Here is a 16,837-nt window from a genome sequence, read left to right on the forward strand (position 1 = left end):
TCAGAAAAATCCGATCAAAACAAAAGACACCAACAAACTGGCATCAAAAAAACAAACAACCACACCCTAAACGGGAAAAAGAGCGTGGCCAAAAAACAACAAACAAAAACCACCAAACACACTATTGAGTTCTCAAACAACAGACTTTACTTCTTCGCTGCCCTGTTTTGGGGCAACCTCACCAGCTTAATCAAGTCTCTCTGGCTTGTCAAGCTGCCCGTCCTGGCTTGTTTCATCCGGACCGAGGCAACTCCGCCAGCCTAGTACCGAACTGGCGGGGAGTCAAACTCCCTGAGCTAGGCCTTCAGCAGATGATGAAACTTGCTGCGCTCCGGCACTTTCTAAGAGCTTACCCTCTCGATCTCCGCTCCCAAAATCAGCAGGTTCTCGACGAACAACGGGTACCCGCGATCGATGTGAAACACGTCGTGGACCTCGGTCTCGCCGTCGGCGACCAGGCCGGCGAGCACCAGTCCGGCGCCGGCGCGAATGTCCGACGACCACACCGGCGCGCTCGAAAGCTGGGGGATCCCGCGCACGACGGCATGGTGGCCGTCTGTCCGCGCATCGGCACCCAACCGGATCATCTCCTCGACGAACCGGAAGCGAGCTTCGAACACGTTCTCGGTGATCATCGACGTACCGTCGGCCACTGCGGCCAACCCGATCGCCATCGGCTGCAGGTCGGTCGGGAATCCCGGGAACGGCAGCGTCGCCACGTTGACCGCCTTGGGCCGCTCGTACTGCACCACCCGGAAACCGTCATCGTTCTGGGTCACGGTGGCACCGGCGTCGTGCAACTTGTGCAGAACCAGCTGCAGGTGCTGTGGGTCCACGCCCGTCACCGAGATATCGCCGCGCGTCATCGCCGCGGCTATCCCCCAGGTCGCCGCCACGATCCGGTCACCGATCACCCGGTGTTCCGTGGGATAGAGCCGATCGACACCGGTGATCGTCAGCGTCGAGGTCCCCGCCCCGGAGACCTTGGCACCCATCTGGTTGAGCATCGCGCAGATGTCGACGATGTCCGGCTCGCGCGCCGCGTTGTGGATGGTGGTGACACCTTCGGCCAGCACCGCGGCCATGAGAATGTTCTCCGTCGCCCCCACGGACGGGAACTCCAGTTGGATCTCGGCACCCCGCAGATGGTCGGCCTCGGCCACCACACAACCGTGCTCGATATTGCAGGTCGCACCCAGTTGGCGGAGCCCGGCCTGATGCATGTCCAGGGGCCGCGATCCGATGGCGTCACCACCCGGAAGCGCAACCTTCGCCTTCTTGCACCGTCCTACCAGCGGGCCCAGCACACACACCGAGGCGCGGAACTGGCGGACCGCCGCGAAATCCGCGTCGTACTTGGGTTCGTCGGGCGATGTGATGCGCACGGTGTCGCCGTCCAGCTCGACGGTGGCGCCCAACCCGCGCAGGACCTCGGCCATCAGCGGTACGTCAAGGATGTCAGGGCAATTGGTGATCGTGCTCGTACCCTCGGCAAGCAACGAGGCCGCCATCAGTTTCAGCACACTGTTCTTCGCGCCACCGACAGCAACTTCGCCTGATAACCGGCTGCCTCCGGTCACCAAGAAACGCTCGCTCACGCCGGTTAGTGTAAACAGCCCGGCGTCGAGTTTCCGCCTGCTCGCACAGATCCGGCGGGCCCGGCCAACGTGTCCACGAGCCCGGTACGGTTCAGCTATGGCGGTTCATCTCACCCGTATCTATACCCGCACCGGCGACGACGGCACGACCGGGCTGAGTGATTTCAGCAGGGTTTCCAAGAATGATTCGAGGTTGGCGGCCTACGCCGACTGTGACGAAGCCAACGCTGCCATCGGCGTCGCAGTCGCTCTCGGCGGACCCGATCAGCAAATCCTGGCGGTATTGCGGCAGATTCAGAACGATCTGTTCGACGCCGGCGCCGATCTGTCCACCCCCGTCGTGGAGAACCCCGAGCACCCACCGCTGCGAATCTCGCAGGCCTACATCGACCGGCTGGAGAAGTGGTGCGACGAGTTCAACGAGGCGCTGCCTGCGCTGAATTCGTTCATCCTGCCCGGCGGAACTCCCCTGTCCGCACTGTTGCACGTCGCGCGAACTGTGGCCCGCCGCGCTGAGCGGTCGGCATGGATCGCGGTGCAAGAGCACGGTGAATCGGTGAGCGTTCTGCCGGCGAAGTACCTCAACCGGTTGTCAGACCTGCTGTTCATCCTGTCGCGGGTGGCGAACCCGGATGGGGACGTGCTCTGGAAGCCCGGAGCCGCTCAGTAATTGCGCCGCCGGGCCCGCGGCGACGGCCGCGATTCCAGCCAGGAGGTGAACGCCGTCAAGGCGCCCCGGTCCAGGGCGATCTCATACCCTTGCCGGCGTTCGGGACTGTGGTCGCGAAGTTCGAGAATGACCGTCGCGGCGGTCATGATGTCGAACTCGTCGCCACGCGGGGCGCGACGCGACACCACTTCCAGCCCCCGCCGGCTCAATTGCCGGTCAGGCCACCACCGCATGCTGGACAGCCGGTAGAAACCGGCCTCCCCTCCGCGGTAGCGCATCACACCATGGCGCCAGCCACTACCGCCTTCGGCGGGAAAGTCACGCAGGATGGCGGCTGTTCCACCAACCTGACGTAGTTTCCACAGCCGGTAACTCAGGGCACCGACCAAAAGGAGCAGAACGCAGACGAGCGCGACCATGCCGATCATGGGCGCGCTCATCTGTCGTCTCTGTCGTCAGTCGATCTGGCCGAGCGCGCGCAGGCGTGCACGGCCCCAGGCCGCAGTCTGCTCGTCGTCGGACTCTGCATCCTGCTTGGCCGAGTCGGCGTCGATCTCGGTTTCGAACTGAGCGTTCTCCACCAGGATCCGGACTGTCTCCTCGGTCACCGACAGGAAACCACCGTCAACGGCGATACGCAGATCGTCCTCGCCTTCGCGCTCGACTCGCACCATGGCGTCGTCGACCAGCTGCGCCACCAACGGAATGTGCCGCGGCAGGATGCCGATCTCACCAGCGGTGGTCCGGGTGAAGACGAACGTAGCGGTGCCGGACCAGAGCTCACGCTCGACGGCAACGATCTCAACGTTCAATTCAGCCATTCCACACCACCTTTCGGGCTAGAGCGCTCATCACAGCTTGGCGCCGAGGCTTTCGGCCTTCTTCGCCAGGTCGTCCAGGCCACCGATGAGGAAGAACGCCTGCTCGGGCAGGTGATCGAACTCGCCCTTGGCCAGCTTGTCGAAGGCCTCGATGGTCTCCTTAAGCGGCACGGTCGAACCCGGCTGGCCGGTGAACTGCTCGGCCGCCATCATGTTCTGGCTCAGGAAGCGCTCGATCTTACGGGCGCGGTACACCAGAACCTTGTCCTCTTCCGACAGCTCGTCGATACCGAGGATGGCGATGATGTCCTGAAGATCCTTGTAGCGCTGCAGGATCCGGATGACTTCCTGGGCGACGCGGTAGTGCTCGTCGCCGACGACGCTGGGGTGCAGGATCGTCGAGGACGAAGCCAGCGGGTCCACCGCGGGGAAGATGCCCTTGGAGAACACCGCACGCGAAAGCTCGGTGGTGGCATCCAGGTGGGCGAACGTGGTGGCCGGGGCCGGGTCGGTGTAGTCGTCGGCAGGCACGTACACGGCCTGCATCGAGGTGATTGAGCGACCACGGGTCGAGGTGATGCGCTCCTGCAGCTCACCCATCTCGTCGGCCAGCGTCGGCTGGTAACCCACGGCCGAAGGCATACGACCCAGCAGGGTCGAAACCTCGGAACCGGCCTGGGTGAACCGGAAGATGTTGTCGATGAAGAGCAGCACGTCCTGGTTCTGCTCGTCACGGAAGTACTCGGCCATGGTCAGGGCCGACAGGGCGACGCGCATACGGGTGCCTGGCGGCTCGTCCATCTGGCCGAACACCAACGCGGTGTCCTTGAGCACGTTTGCGTCGGCGAGCTCGACCCACAGGTCGTTGCCCTCGCGGGTGCGCTCACCCACGCCGGCGAACACCGAGGTACCACCGAAGTTGCGGGCAATACGGTTGATCATCTCCTGGATCAGAACCGTCTTACCCACACCGGCGCCACCGAACAGGGCGATCTTGCCACCACGCACATACGGCGTGAGCAGGTCGACGACCTTCAGACCGGTCTCCAGCATCTCGGTGCGGGGCTCCAGGTCGGCGAAGGCCGGCGGCTTGCGGTGGATCGACCAGTGATCGAAGTCCTTGCCGTAGCCGGGCTCATCGAGGCAGTCGCCGAGGGCGTTGAACACATGGCCCTTGACGCCGTCGCCGACCGGCACCGAGATCGAGGCGCCGGTGTCGCGGACGTCGGTGCCACGCACCAGGCCGTCGGTGGGCTGCATGGAGATGCAGCGAACCAGGCTGTCGCCGAGGTGCTGGGCAACCTCAAGCGTCAGGGTCTTGGCGAGCGCGCCATAGGTGATATCGGCGTGCAGCGCGTTGAACAGCTCGGGCACGGCGCCGCGCGGAAACTCAATATCCACCACCGGGCCGGTGATGCGGACTACGCGGCCCGCGGTCTTTTCTGCAGTAGCAGTCATTCTCTCTTCGCTTTCCTACGAGGCTTTCGTCTTTGGTCCGGCTAGCGCGCGTCGGCCAGCGCGTTCGCGCCGCCCACGATCTCGCTGATTTCCTGGGTGATCTGCGCCTGACGTTCGCGGTTGGCCGCGAGCGTGAGTGCCTTGATCAGATCGTCGGCGTTGTCGGTGGCCGACTTCATGGCGCGCCGGCGCGAAGCCGACTCCGAGGCGGCCGCCTCCAGCAGTGCCGCGTACACGCGGGTGGCGATGTAACGCGGCAGCAATGCGTCGAACAGGTCCTCGGCATTCGGCTCGAACGAATACAGCGTGTGCGGACCGGTGTCCGGCTCCCCGACGTACTCGACGACCAACGGCGCGATCTGATGTGCCACCGCGGTCTGCGAGAGCATCGAACGGAATTCGGTGGAGACGATGTGGAGTTCGTCGACACCCAAGATGCCGTCGGCTCCTGCATCGTCGCCCTCGTCATCGGCGCCGGACATGAACGTCGCCACCAGAGTGTCGGCGATCTCCTTGGCGTTCTCGTAGGTGGGCCGCTCGGAGAAGCCGGTCCACGACTGGGTGACCGTCCGCTGCCGGAAGCTGTAGTAGCCCAGGGCTTTCCGGCCGACGACGTAGAGCACCGGGCTCTTGCCCTGTTCCCGCAGCAGCGAGAACAGTTCTTCGGCCCGGCGCAGCACGTTGGCGTTGTAACCGCCGCAGAGACCGCGATCCGAGGACACCACGAGCACACCGGCCCGCTTGGGGTTCTCCCGCTGCACGAGCAGCGGGTGATCCAGCGCGCTGGCGCCCGCAAGCTCGGTGAGCATGTTGGTGATCTCGGTGGAGTAGGGCCGGGCCGCGTCGACCCGGGCCTGCGCCTTGGCGATCCGCGACGTGGCGATCAGCTCCTGTGCCTTCGTGATCTTCTTGATCGACGAAGCAGAGCGGATACGCCCGCGTAGCTCGCGAAGTGTGGCTGCCATTGGTTACCTAGGCCTTCTTCGGAGCCGGCTTGCGGACCTTGACCGATTCCTTCTCCAGGTCCTCGGGGTCCAGTGCATCAGCATCGGCCTCCTTGACAACCACGGAGCTGCCGTCGGTAGCAGCGAAGCCCTTCTTGAACTCGTTGATCACCGAGACCAGCTTCTCCTCGTTGTCCTCGGAGAGCTTCTTGGTCTCCTTGATGCTCTTGAGGATGTCTGAGTGGCTGGCCTTGACATGCTCCAGCAGCTCGTCGACGAAGCGGGTGACGTCCTCGGCCGGAACCGAATCCAGGTGGCCCTGGGTACCGAGGAAGATCGAGACGACCTGATCCTCGACCGCCAGCGGGCTGTACTGCGCCTGCTTGAGCAGCTCGACGAGGCGGACACCACGATCCAGCTGAGCCTTGGAGGCCGCATCCAGATCCGAGGCGAAGGCCGCGAAGGCCTCCAGCTCGCGGTACTGCGAGAGATCCAGACGCAGCGAACCCGCGACCTCTTTCATGGCCTTGATCTGCGCGGCGCCACCGACGCGGGACACCGACACACCGACGTTGACGGCCGGTCGCACACCCTGGTTGAACAGGTCGGACTCCAGGAAGCACTGGCCGTCGGTGATCGAGATGACGTTGGTCGGGATGAACGCCGAGATGTCGTTGGCCTTGGTCTCGATGATCGGCAGACCCGTCATCGAACCACCGCCCAGCTCGTCGGAGAGCTTGGCGCAACGCTCCAGCAGACGGGAGTGAAGGTAGAAGACGTCGCCGGGGAATGCCTCGCGGCCCGGCGGGCGGCGCAGCAGCAGCGAGATGGCGCGGTAGGCGTCAGCCTGCTTGGAGAGGTCGTCGAAGACGATCAGCACGTGCTTGCCGTCGTACATCCAGTGCTGGCCGATGGCCGAACCGGTGTACGGTGCCAGCCACTTGAAGCCGGCCGGATCGGACGCGGGGGCCGCGACGATGGTGGTGTACTCCATCGCGCCACCCTCTTCCAGCGCGCGCTTCACGCTGGCGATGGTGGTGCCCTTCTGGCCGATGGCGACGTACACGCAGCGCACCTGCTGCTTGGGGTCGCCGGTCTCCCAGGCTTCGCGCTGGTTGAGGATGGTGTCGACGCAGACCGCGGTCTTGCCGGTCTTGCGGTCGCCGATGATCAGCTGACGCTGGCCACGGCCGATCGGGGTCATGGCGTCGATGGCCTTGATACCGGTCTGCAGCGGCTCGGACACGCCCTGGCGCTGCACCACCGAAGGGGCCTGCAGCTCGAGTGCACGCCGGGTCTCGGACTCGATGTCGCCCTGGCCGTCGATCGGCTGGCCGAGCGGGTTGACGACGCGACCGAGGAACGCGTCGCCGACCGGCACCGAGAGCACCTCGCCGGTGCGCTTGACCTGCTGGCCTTCTTCGATCTTTTCGAACTCACCCAGGATGACGGCGCCGACGCTGTGCTCGTCGAGGTTGAGTGCCACACCCAACACACCGCCCGGGAACTCGAGGAGCTCCTGGGTCATGACCGAGGGCAGGCCCTCGACGTGAGCGATGCCGTCACCGGCATCGACGACGGTGCCGATCTCTTCACGCTCGGTGTCGGCGGAAAACGAGGATACGTAGTCCTCGATGGCACCTTCGATATCAGCAGCCGAGATTGTCAACTCTGCCATGGTTTTTCGTCTTCCTACCTTGTTCTTGGGTGGTTCTTGGTTCGGGTTAGTCCGGCAGCTGGGTCGCCGCGGCGGCCAGTCGGGACGAGATCGAGCCGTCGATCACTTCGTCACCGACGGTGATCGACAGACCACCGAGCAGTTCCGGGTCGACATACAGCTGCACTGACACCGGGTGTCCGTAGATGCGGGTGAGCACCTCCGACAGCCGGGTCCGCTGGGCATCGGTCAGGTCAGCCGCGGCAGTCACGTGAGCGACCACCTCGCCGCGGCGGGAAACTGCGAGCTCGGCGAGGTCGATGACGGCCTCGTCGGCACGCTCGCCGCGCAGCAGTCCCACAGTCTGGGCCAACAGCGCGGCCGCCGTCCCGGTCCCACCCGCGTCGCCAAGCACCTTGTCCAGCAAGGCAATCCGACCGTCGACCGGGGTGGTGTAATCACTGAGCAGGGCCGAGAGCTTGGGCTCGGCGTCGAGGAGGCGGCCGAACCGGAACAGCTGGTCCTCCACCTCGTCGACCTCACCGGCGGTCTCGGCGCGCTTGAGCAGCGCCAGACGCGCGGTGTGTTCAATCGCGTCGACCAGGTTCGCTTCGGTCGACCAGCGCTGCGAGACGGCGGTCCGCAGCACGTCCAGTGCGGTGTTGCCGACCTTGCCCGACAACAGTCGGTCGACCAGCTCGACCTTGGCGGCAGCGTCGTCGGTCGGCTCGGCCAGATGCCTGGTGAGCATCGACTCCGACAGCAGCAGCCCGGCCACCGAGGTCAGTTCCTCGGCCAGCGTGGTCAGCCCTTCGGCATCCAGACCGCCTGCGACGGAGTCGAACTTGTCGACCACGACCGCCAGCGACTCGCGGCTCGCAGCTCGCAGCTTCGCGGTTGCGGCGGTGTCGATCAGCACGGCCGACGGGGCCATCTGGTCCAGCTCGGCGAGGAACCGGTCGACGGTGGCCGCCTGGGCGGCCGGGTCGGCGACGTGTGCCCGGACCAGAGCGTCGGCCTTGGCCACCGACTCCGATCCCAGACCGGTCCGCAGCTGGCGGATGAGCTGCTGGCGCATCAGCTGAACCTGCTGGGCGCCGTGCGCCTTGATCCGCTCGGCCTCGGTGCCGGCTTGCTCGGCCAGCTGAGCGGTGATCCGCTCGGAGTCCTGCGAGGCCTCGTCGGTCACCTTGGTCGATTCGGCCTTGGCCTCGGCGAGCGCCTTGGCATGCATCTCATCGGCGTCGGCGAGCTTCTTGGCCGCGTCGGCGCTCTCGGCGAGCGCGACCCGCACGGCGTCCTGCTGCTTCTGCATCAGGCTCCGCACCGGCGGCACCACCCACTTGATGATGATGAATGCGATGAAGGCAAAGCCGATCAGCTGCCCGATAAATATCGACATCTACTGCGTCCCACCTGATTTCACGTCGACGCCCAAAATTCGGTTGGCCAGGGTCTGCGAGAGTCCGTCCACGGACGACTCCAGGCCCGACCGCACCTCGGCACTCTGAGCAGCAAGCTGCTCATCGGCCTGGCGCACGGTCTCGGCCACTTCGGTGCTCGCCTCGGCGCGCTTGGCGTCGACCACCTCGCGACCCGCTGCGCGAGCCTCGTCACGGATTGCCGATGCCTGGGTGCGTGCCCCGGCCATCGCCTCGTTGTAATCGGCCTGTGCCGCGGCCACCTGTTCGGCCGACTTCCGATTGTCGGCGGCGGTCTTCGCCAGCATCGCTTCGCGCTCTGCCAGCACCTTGCCGACCGGTGGCACAACCCATTTCGCGATCACGGCGAGCGTGATCAGGAAAATGATCAGCACGGCGAAGAAGGTGCCGTTGGGGACCAGGAAGTTGCTCTGGCCCCCACCGCCTCCCTCGGCTGCCTGGCTCGCAGCCAGGATCGTTGCGCTCAGTTCACCCATGCTGATGGACTACTGCAGGCCCGGGGTGGCGAAGACGAACAGCGCCATGAAGGCCAGGTTGATGAAGTACGCGGCCTCCACCAGACCGACGGTGATGAAGAACGGGGTGAACAGCCGGCCCTGGGCCTCGGGCTGACGGGCGATGCCCGAGATCAGCGCGTTACCCGCGATACCGTCACCGATACCAGCGCCGATGGCGCCGCCGCCCATGATCAAACCGCCACCGATCAGCGCGCCGGCCGTGATGAGGGCGTTGGGGTCGAGTTCCATTCCTTTTATCCTCCTTGATAACTGGTGGCTGTGCCGCCAGAGGTTCGTGTCCTGCAGTTGTAGGGGTCTAGCCGGTCATGCTCAGTGCTCGTCGTGGTCCAGCTCCATCGACTGGCTGAAGTACAGGATCGTCAGCAGCGAGAAGATGAAGGCCTGGATCAGGCCGACGAACAGGTCGAAGGTCTTCCAGATCGCGTTGGGTGCCCACTGGATGTACCAGGGGAACATCGCGATCAGCGCGACGAGGATGCCGCCGGCGAAGATGTTGCCGAAAAGACGGAGGGCCAGCGAGATCGGCTTGGCGAGTTCCTCGACGATGTTGATCGGCATCAGCGCGGGAACGTGACCCTTGAGCACCTTCACCGGGTGGCCGATGATGCCGCGGCGCCAGATGCCGGCCGCGTGGTAGCAGATGAACACGAACAGGGCCAGCGCCAGCACGAAGTTGATGTCAGAGGCCGGCGGCTTGTACCACTCGGCGGCGGCGCCGTCCGCTCCCCCGTACTGCAGCGGCAGCACCGACAGCCAGTTGGAGACCAGGATGAAGACGAATATCGTCACCGACAGCGGCAGCACGAACGGCGCGACCTTCATGCCGATCGCGGCCTCGATCTGGCCGCGCATCTGGATGGTCAGGGCCTCCCAGAACAGCTGCACACCGCCCGGGACGCCGGTCGAGGTGACCTTGGCCCGCAGGATGAATGCCAGGGCGATCACGATCACCGCGGTGACCGCGGTGGCCAGGATGGTGTCACCGTTGAACGTCATCCCGAACAGCTCGAACACCATCGTGTGGTGGCCGACGTGGATGGCAGCGCCACCCTCTTCGGCGGCGAGCACGGTCGTCGTCTGAGTCATATAGGTCAGCTCAACCCTTCGATTCCGTATCCAAGACATCCAGGCCGTTCGAGCGGATCTTCCGCAGCACGGGGATGCTGGTGCTCATCACCAGCAGAGCCTGGAAAATCGCCAGCCCGAACAGCACCGCGATGCCGCCCGAGGTTTTGAAGACAAATGCGATGCCGAGGGCGATCGCGGTGATGATCAACAGCCGTGTCGCGGAGTTCACGGCCATCTTCTTCTTGAGCGGGTGGTCTTCGGCCGTGATCGCTTCGACGGCCCGGCGCACCAGCAAGGCGTTGACCAAGCCGAGGGCCAGGCCGACACCGAAGAAGACGCCGAAGAAAATGTGTCCGGTGAATCCGGCGGCCAAGATGGCCAGCGCGGTCAGGACAACGCAAACAATCAGCAGACGCAGCGGCCGGAAGGCCACCGACGGGAACACCAACGGCGCGTCGTGCGCTGGCGTCGTCACTGCTTCACCCCAATCCCGCTGTCACAAAAAGCTGCACCCTCGGAGGTGCCAACGGTTGCTATCCCCTGGCAAAAGCCTGTGCATGCCCGCCGAGAATATCGGAGGGCTGCGGGCGGGCTCGAATCACCCACGGGGTAGCTCCCTTTGTCGGTCGTTGATCGGCACCTGACGGTTCGTCGAACCGATGGGCCGGGCCGGCAACCCGCGAGGTTTTTCGGGTTCTGGCAGCAGACTAACACATGGTAGGCACCCCTAAACCTGGCCTACTACTTTTCGTCGTACTTCGCCTCGTGCTCGTCCTCGGAGCCTTCGCTTCCGCGTTGTAACAGGGGAATCAGAGTCACCACGATCGCCACCAGAATGGCGGCCACCACGACTGCTCCGGTGTAGCGCGGATCGAAGAAGATCGTCGCTGCCGCACCGAAGGCGATGATGCCCACCCACAGGTAGATCAGCAGCACGGCGCGGCGATGCGAGTGCCCGATCTGCAGCAAGCGGTGATGCAGATGCATCTTGTCCGGGCTGAGCGGACTGCGGCCGGCCCGGGTGCGCCGCACGATGGCCAGCAACGTGTCCAGGGCAGGCACCAGCATCACGGCGATCACCAGGAGGAACGGCGACATCAGCGCGAAGACGTCGCGTGCGCCGTAGGCATTCTGCGAGATCGGCCCGGCAGCGGTCGTCGACGCCGCGCCCAACATGAGGCCGATCAGCATCGACCCGGAGTCGCCCATGAAGATCTTGGCCCGGTGGAAGTTGTGCGGCAGGAAACCCAGGCAGGCCCCGGCCAGCACCACCGATATCACCGCGGGTGGATAGAACAGGACGTCGCCGCCGTGGTCGCGCAGCAGCCCGACCGAGAACACACAGATGGCGAGGGCGGTGATGAGCCCCAGGCCCGCGGCCAGACCGTCGAGCCCGTCGACGAAGTTCATCGCGTTGACGATCGACACCGTGAGTGCGAGCGTCAGCAGGATCGACGACACCTGGTCGAGCACGATCGTGCCCACTCCCCCGAACGGGATGTAGAGCACGCTCCACGCCACACCCATCGTCACCAGCACGCTGGCCGCGGTGATCTGCCCGGCGAACTTCGTCAGGGCGTCCAGGCCCCAGCGGTCGTCGATCAGCCCGATGGCCATGATCAGCCCGCCCGCGACCACGACCGCGGGCATGCCGGTGGAGTAGACGAAACCCCGAGTGAGTGCCGGCAGTTGGGAGGCCAGCAGCACCGCGGCAGCCACCCCGATGTACATCGCGAGCCCGCCCATCCGCGGAGTCGGCTGCACATGTACGTCACGTTCGCGGGGATAGGCGACGGCGCCGAGCCGGATGGCCACCACCCGCACCCAACCGGTGGCGAAGTAAGTGATGATCGCGGCGGTCAACCCGACGAGCGCCAGCTCACGCAGCGGCACACCGGCCCCCCGGTCCGACAGCGCGAGAAGGCCGGAATTGACCGCGGGGATCACTGCGTCACCGGCCGACATCACCGATGAACCGTACTGCAGCAAGCTGAGATCACTCCGTAGGTGTTGTTGTGAGCGTGGACGTTTCCACGCCAAGGACCCTAGCGATGTCCCCCGCACTGATCGGGCCGGTCCGCAGGATGCGGGGCTGGGTGCCGGTGAGGTCGACGATGGTGGATGCGGCCTGTTGTTCGGCGGGCCCGCCGTCGAGATAGACCTCGACCTTGTCGCCGAGTTGCTCGTGGGCTTGCGCTGCCGTCACCGCGGCGGGCTGGCCCGAGACATTGGCGCTGGACTGGGCCATGGGGCCGACTTCCCGTAGCAACTCGATAGCCACCGGGTGCAGCGGCATCCGCAGCATGACGCTGCCGTTGGCGTCCCCGAGATCCCACTGCAGTGAGGGGGCCTGCGTAACCACCAGGCTCAGCGCCCCCGGCCAGAATGCCCGGATCAATTCGCGGGCCGCTGAGGGGACCGAATAAACGAGCCCGTCGATGGTGTTCCACGAACCGACGAACACACCGACCGGCATGTTGCGGCCCCGGCCCTTGGCGGCCAAAAGCGAACCCACCGCGTCCGAGTCGAACGCGTCGGCGCCGATGCCGTAGACGGTGTCGGTCGGCATCACCACAAGGCGGCCACCTTTGACCGCGCTGACCGCCGAGGCGATACCGGTCGCACGCTGATCGGCGTCGGTGCAATCGAAGATGGTCATGTCGACTCCCCGGTCGGTGCGCGCATCAACTCAGCTTCTCCCAATACGGGTCGCCGTCACAAAGCGGGGTCGCCCGGCAAGGTCACGGCGCGCGGTGACCTCGGTGAAGTGCCCGTCGCGGGTGAAGGCCTCGACGGAGAGCTCGGATGTGGTGTCGTCGTGCTCGACGGCGCAGAGCGCACCGTCGCGCAACCACCGGGCGGCCAGCGTGACGATCGGCCGGATCACCGACATGCCGTCGGGGCCGCCGAACAACGCAGGCACAGGATCATGTTCGGCCACTTCGGGTTCCAGGACCGCAGCCTCGGGGATGTAGGGCGGGTTGGACACCAGCAGGTCCACCCGGTCGTCGAGTTCGGGCAACAGTCCCGGGGTGGTGACGTCGGCGTCCAAGATTTCGACGCGCGTCCCTGCCGCGTTGCGACGCGCGAACTCCAGGGCCGCGGGCGAGTTCTCCACGGCCAGCACCCGGGCGTCGGGCCACTTCGCGACCAGCCCCAGCGCCAACGCACCTGAACCCGTGCACAGGTCGACGATCACCGGGTTGTCCGGAAGTTGTTGCGCCCAAGCCCATTCCAGCAGCGCCTCGGTCTCCGGCCGGGGAATGAAAACCCCGGGGCCGACCGCGAGCGTCAACGGGCCGAACGGCGCGGTGCCGATCAGGTGTTGCAGGGGAATCCGGCGGGCCCGGGCGGCGACGAGTTCGTCGTAGGCCTGCTCGAACCGGTCACCGGGATCGTCGAGGAACATCAGCCGGCTCCGGTCGACACCCGCGACGTGCGCGGCGAGCAATTCGGCGTCGATGCGCGGGGAGGCGACGCCGGCGGCGGCCAGGCGTGCCGTTGCGGCTTCGATCGTCTGCCGCAGCCGGGTGGTGCCTCCCCCGGCGGGCCGGGTCATGACTGCTGCTGCAGCCGGGCCTGTTTGTCGGCGGCGGCCAGCGCGTCGAGCAGTGCGTCCATGTCCCCGTCGAGCACCTGGTCGAGGTTGTGCGCCTTGAAGTTTATGCGGTGATCCGCGATCCGGTTCTCGGGAAAGTTGTAGGTGCGGATCCGCTCGCTGCGGTCGACCGTGCGGATCTGGCTGGCCCGGTCGGCCGATGCGTCGGCCGATGCCTGCTCCTCCGCCAGTGCCTGCAGTCGAGCGGCGAGCACCACCATGGCCCGGGCCTTGTTCTGCAGCTGCGAGCGCTCGTTCTGGCAGGTCACGACGATGCCCGTGGGCAGGTGGGTGATGCGGACCGCGGAGTCGGTGGTGTTCACGCCCTGGCCGCCCTTGCCCGAGGACCGGTACACGTCGATGCGCAGGTCGGATTCGTCGATCTGCACCTGCTCGACGTCTTCGGGCTCGGGGTAGACGAGCACGCCCGCGGCCGAGGTGTGCACGCGGCCCTGCGATTCGGTGACAGGCACGCGCTGCACCCGGTGCACGCCACCCTCGAACTTCATCCGCGACCACACACCGTCGGCGGAATCGCCTTTACTGGCGATGGTGATGGTGGCGTCCTTGTAGCCGCCGAGGTCAGACCACGTCTCGTCGAGCACCGTGACGGTCCAGCCGTGCCGTTCGGCATACCGGATGTACATGCGGGCCAGGTCGGCGGCGAACAGTGCCGACTCCTCCCCGCCTTCCCCGGACTTGACCTCCAACACGATGTCATCGGCATCGTGGGGATCGCGGGGGGCAAGCTGGTCGGTCAGCTGAGCGTCGAGTTCGGCGACCTTGGCGGTCAGCTCGTCCACCTCGGCGGCGAAGCTGGCGTCGTCGGCGGCGAGTTCGCGGGCAGCCTCCAGGTCGCCGCGGGCGGCATCCAACTTGCGGTAGGTACCCACGACCGGCGACACCTGGGCGAAGCGCCGGCCCACCTTGCGGGCGGCGGAGGCATCGGCGTGCAGGTTGGGATCGGCGAGCTGGCGCTCCAGGTCCGCGTACTCAGCGAGCAGCGCCTCGATCGCGGGTGCGGTATCCGTCACGTCAGCCTCCTCCAACTTTCTCCGGAAACGAGAACAGCGCCCAGATCTGACGCAAATGCGACAGATCGGGCGCCGTTGACGTAGCTACTTGTCGGCTGCGGCAGCCTGATCACCGGCAGGCTTGCGCTTGCCGTACCGCTTCTCGAAGCGGGCCACGCGGCCGCCGCTGTCGAGGATCTTCTGCTTGCCGGTGTAGAACGGGTGGCACTGCGAGCAGACCTCGACCACGATCTGGCCGCTCTGCTTGGTGCTACGGGTCTGGAAGGTATTGCCGCAACCACAGTGCACCGTGGTCTCGACATACTCAGGGTGAATGCCTGTTTTCATGGTTCCTCTTCAATCGTTGGCCCGGGTCGCCCACGCGGACGTGAACCGGGACCGAGGGTCGGCGGTTCATTATGCCAGGTCAACCGCCAACCTCCTAAACGCGGGATGACCGGCCGCTATTCCTCCCCCGGTCTCGATCGGAACTCGGACAACCGGCGCTCGAGGAATCGCCGTTCCGGATCCGTCGTGGCCAGCAGCAGGGCACGCTCGAACGCCTGCCGCGCCTCGTCGTCTCGACCCAGGCGGCGCAGCAGTTCCGCTCGACTCGACGGCAGATAGCGATAATCGCCGAGCTCCAGCGCGTCCATGAGTTCGAGAGCGCGGGCTGGATCACCCGCCTCGGCGGTGGCCACCGCACGGTTCAGCCCGACCACTGCCGATCCCGTCAGGTACTCGAGCCGCTCATAGAGCGCGACGACCGCGGGCCAATCGATCTCCGGGTCGGCCTGCAGTGAGGCGATCGCAGCCTGCAGCACGTACGGTCCGCCGGGTCGCCGCATGGCCAGCGCACGGTCGAGGGCGGCCCGGCCGTCATCGACCTTGGTCTGATCGTGCAGAGACCGGTCCTGCTCGGCCAACGGGATCAAAGCACCGGAAACGATCCGGGCGGCACGTCGCGAATCGTGCAGCAGCATCAGGGCCAGCAGCCCATGCACCTCGGGCTCGTCGGCCTTCAGCCCAGCGACCAAGCGCCCGAGCCTGATCGCTTCCGCGGCGAGGTCGTCGCGATCGGTGAACCCCTGGTTGAAGATCAGGTAGATCACCGCGAGCACAGCCGATACGCGGTCCGGCAGGACACGGTCGGCGGGCAGCCCGAACGGGATGTTCGTCGCCTTGATCTTGGCCTTCGCCCGAGAGAGCCGGCGCTTCATGGTCTCCTCGGAAACCAGGAACGCCCGGGCGATCTCGGCCGTGGTGAGCCCACCCAGGGCCCGCAATGTGAGCGCCACCTGCGCCTCGGTGGCCAGCGCCGGATGGCAGCACATGAAGATCAGTTCCAGGCGTTCGTCGGGGATGGCGTTGTCGTCCAGATCGACGTCGTCCAGGAACACAGTCCGTTGATCGACTCGGAGCAGCCCGGTCTTGGTTCGCCGAGTCTGTTCCCGACGCACCCGGTCGATCGCGCGGTTGCGCCCGGTGCGCACCAACCAGGCCACCGGCGCCTGCGGCATTCCGTCGCGGGGCCAGCGTTCGGCGGCGATGACGAACGCCTCCTGCGCGGCGTCCTCGGCGAGGTCGAAGTCGCCGAGGATGCCGATGAGTGCGGCCAGGACCCGGCCCCACTCGCGCTGGAAAATCGCCTCGATCAGTGCGCCCCCTCCCCGGGGGTATCGATGAGCGGTCGTACCTCGACCGCACCACCCAGCCTGATCGCCGGGACGCGCTGCGCGAACTCCAGGGCTTCATCCAGGTCAGCGGCCTTCAGCACGAAGTAGCCGCCGAGAACTTCCTTGCTGTCGGCGAACGGGCCGTCGGTGATCAGTCCCTGTCCCGGACCGCTGCGGATCGTCGTCGCCGTCTCGGCCGGCTCCAAGTGGGCGCCGCCGACGCACCGAGGATCCTGACGCAGCCCGACGTACTCGGCGTTGAGTGCGGCATATTCCTCGGGCGGCAGACCGTCGTGCGTGCCCGGCTTGGGGTAGATCAGGATTGCGTATTTCATCGTCGTCTCCTTCGGGGGAATCGTCTAACAGCATCAAGA

Annotated in this window: 20 protein-coding genes; 2 read left to right on the forward strand and 18 right to left on the reverse strand. The window is 65.9% G+C overall.

What is annotated here, in order from left to right; translation table 11 throughout:
- Window positions 1–264 (forward strand): hypothetical protein (locus tag ACWEFV_RS08035; protein ID WP_450069767.1); only part of this gene is annotated, 264 nt, incomplete at its 5' end.
- Between the two features lie 77 nt (window positions 265–341).
- Here ACWEFV_RS08035 and murA read toward each other — a convergent pair.
- Entirely contained in the window at window positions 342–1,598 is a 1,257-nt protein-coding gene (gene murA / locus ACWEFV_RS08040) for a UDP-N-acetylglucosamine 1-carboxyvinyltransferase (protein WP_135456989.1), read from the reverse strand.
- Between the two features lie 97 nt (window positions 1,599–1,695).
- On the opposite strand from murA, the gene ACWEFV_RS08045 reads away from it, so the two are divergent.
- Window positions 1,696–2,268, forward strand: coding sequence for a cob(I)yrinic acid a,c-diamide adenosyltransferase (locus ACWEFV_RS08045; RefSeq protein ID WP_450069768.1), 573 nt, complete (start codon window positions 1,696–1,698; stop codon window positions 2,266–2,268).
- Here ACWEFV_RS08045 and ACWEFV_RS08050 read toward each other — a convergent pair.
- The 17 genes from ACWEFV_RS08050 to ACWEFV_RS08130 all read right to left on the reverse strand — a co-directional run bounded on the left by ACWEFV_RS08050 (window position 2,262) and on the right by ACWEFV_RS08130 (window position 16,798).
- The gene (locus tag ACWEFV_RS08050) at window positions 2,262–2,708 is read right to left on the reverse strand and encodes a DUF2550 domain-containing protein (RefSeq protein WP_450069769.1); all 447 of its coding nucleotides are present in this window, start codon (window positions 2,706–2,708) and stop codon (window positions 2,262–2,264) included. The two genes, ACWEFV_RS08045 and ACWEFV_RS08050, sit on opposite strands and share 7 nt — an antisense overlap.
- Window positions 2,709–2,723: 15 nt before the next feature.
- On the reverse strand, window positions 2,724–3,089 hold the full coding sequence (locus ACWEFV_RS08055) for a F0F1 ATP synthase subunit epsilon (RefSeq protein ID WP_135456993.1): 366 nt from the start codon (window positions 3,087–3,089) through the stop codon (window positions 2,724–2,726).
- Between the two features lie 30 nt (window positions 3,090–3,119).
- The gene (gene atpD / locus ACWEFV_RS08060; RefSeq protein ID WP_090428634.1) at window positions 3,120–4,547 is read right to left on the reverse strand and encodes a F0F1 ATP synthase subunit beta; all 1,428 of its coding nucleotides are present in this window, start codon (window positions 4,545–4,547) and stop codon (window positions 3,120–3,122) included.
- Window positions 4,548–4,588: 41 nt separating this feature from the next.
- Complete coding sequence (locus tag ACWEFV_RS08065) at window positions 4,589–5,512, reverse strand: F0F1 ATP synthase subunit gamma (protein ID WP_135456995.1); 924 nt, start codon at window positions 5,510–5,512, stop codon at window positions 4,589–4,591.
- Between the two features lie 7 nt (window positions 5,513–5,519).
- Window positions 5,520–7,169, reverse strand: coding sequence for a F0F1 ATP synthase subunit alpha (gene atpA / locus ACWEFV_RS08070; protein WP_273735029.1), 1,650 nt, complete (start codon window positions 7,167–7,169; stop codon window positions 5,520–5,522).
- A 46-nt stretch (window positions 7,170–7,215) separates the two neighbouring features.
- Window positions 7,216–8,550, reverse strand: a complete 1,335-nt coding sequence (locus tag ACWEFV_RS08075; RefSeq protein ID WP_450069770.1) for a F0F1 ATP synthase subunit B/delta — start codon at window positions 8,548–8,550, stop codon at window positions 7,216–7,218.
- The gene (locus ACWEFV_RS08080) at window positions 8,551–9,066 is read right to left on the reverse strand and encodes a F0F1 ATP synthase subunit B (RefSeq protein WP_135457000.1); all 516 of its coding nucleotides are present in this window, start codon (window positions 9,064–9,066) and stop codon (window positions 8,551–8,553) included.
- A 9-nt stretch (window positions 9,067–9,075) separates the two neighbouring features.
- Entirely contained in the window at window positions 9,076–9,336 is a 261-nt protein-coding gene (locus ACWEFV_RS08085) for a F0F1 ATP synthase subunit C (protein ID WP_003888102.1), read from the reverse strand.
- An 81-nt stretch (window positions 9,337–9,417) separates the two neighbouring features.
- The gene (gene atpB, locus ACWEFV_RS08090) at window positions 9,418–10,194 is read right to left on the reverse strand and encodes a F0F1 ATP synthase subunit A (RefSeq protein ID WP_167857935.1); all 777 of its coding nucleotides are present in this window, start codon (window positions 10,192–10,194) and stop codon (window positions 9,418–9,420) included.
- 10 nt (window positions 10,195–10,204) lie between these two features.
- Window positions 10,205–10,651, reverse strand: a complete 447-nt coding sequence (locus ACWEFV_RS08095; protein ID WP_135457002.1) for an ATP synthase subunit I — start codon at window positions 10,649–10,651, stop codon at window positions 10,205–10,207.
- 266 nt (window positions 10,652–10,917) lie between these two features.
- Window positions 10,918–12,162 carry a glycosyltransferase family 4 protein gene (locus ACWEFV_RS08100; RefSeq protein WP_450070148.1) on the reverse strand — a complete coding sequence of 415 codons (1,245 nt, stop codon included), beginning with the start codon at window positions 12,160–12,162 and terminating at the stop codon, window positions 10,918–10,920.
- Between the two features lie 10 nt (window positions 12,163–12,172).
- The gene (locus ACWEFV_RS08105; RefSeq protein WP_135457006.1) at window positions 12,173–12,835 is read right to left on the reverse strand and encodes an L-threonylcarbamoyladenylate synthase; all 663 of its coding nucleotides are present in this window, start codon (window positions 12,833–12,835) and stop codon (window positions 12,173–12,175) included.
- Window positions 12,836–12,865: 30 nt separating this feature from the next.
- On the reverse strand, window positions 12,866–13,735 hold the full coding sequence (gene prmC, locus ACWEFV_RS08110) for a peptide chain release factor N(5)-glutamine methyltransferase (RefSeq protein WP_450069771.1): 870 nt from the start codon (window positions 13,733–13,735) through the stop codon (window positions 12,866–12,868).
- The gene (gene prfA / locus ACWEFV_RS08115) at window positions 13,732–14,808 is read right to left on the reverse strand and encodes a peptide chain release factor 1 (protein WP_135457011.1); all 1,077 of its coding nucleotides are present in this window, start codon (window positions 14,806–14,808) and stop codon (window positions 13,732–13,734) included. Before prfA ends, prmC begins: the two co-directional genes overlap by 4 nt.
- 84 nt (window positions 14,809–14,892) lie before the next feature.
- Complete coding sequence (gene rpmE, locus ACWEFV_RS08120) at window positions 14,893–15,135, reverse strand: 50S ribosomal protein L31 (RefSeq protein ID WP_019344296.1); 243 nt, start codon at window positions 15,133–15,135, stop codon at window positions 14,893–14,895.
- A 116-nt stretch (window positions 15,136–15,251) separates the two neighbouring features.
- Window positions 15,252–16,445, reverse strand: coding sequence for an RNA polymerase sigma factor (locus ACWEFV_RS08125; RefSeq protein WP_450070149.1), 1,194 nt, complete (start codon window positions 16,443–16,445; stop codon window positions 15,252–15,254).
- A complete protein-coding gene (locus ACWEFV_RS08130) occupies window positions 16,442–16,798 on the reverse strand; it encodes a YciI family protein (protein WP_135457015.1) in 357 nt (118 codons plus the stop codon). The genes ACWEFV_RS08125 and ACWEFV_RS08130 overlap by 4 nt, the downstream gene beginning before the upstream one ends.
- Window positions 16,799–16,837 lie beyond the last annotated feature (39 nt).

The sequence above is a fragment of the Mycobacterium sp. NPDC004974 genome, assembly GCF_053600815.1.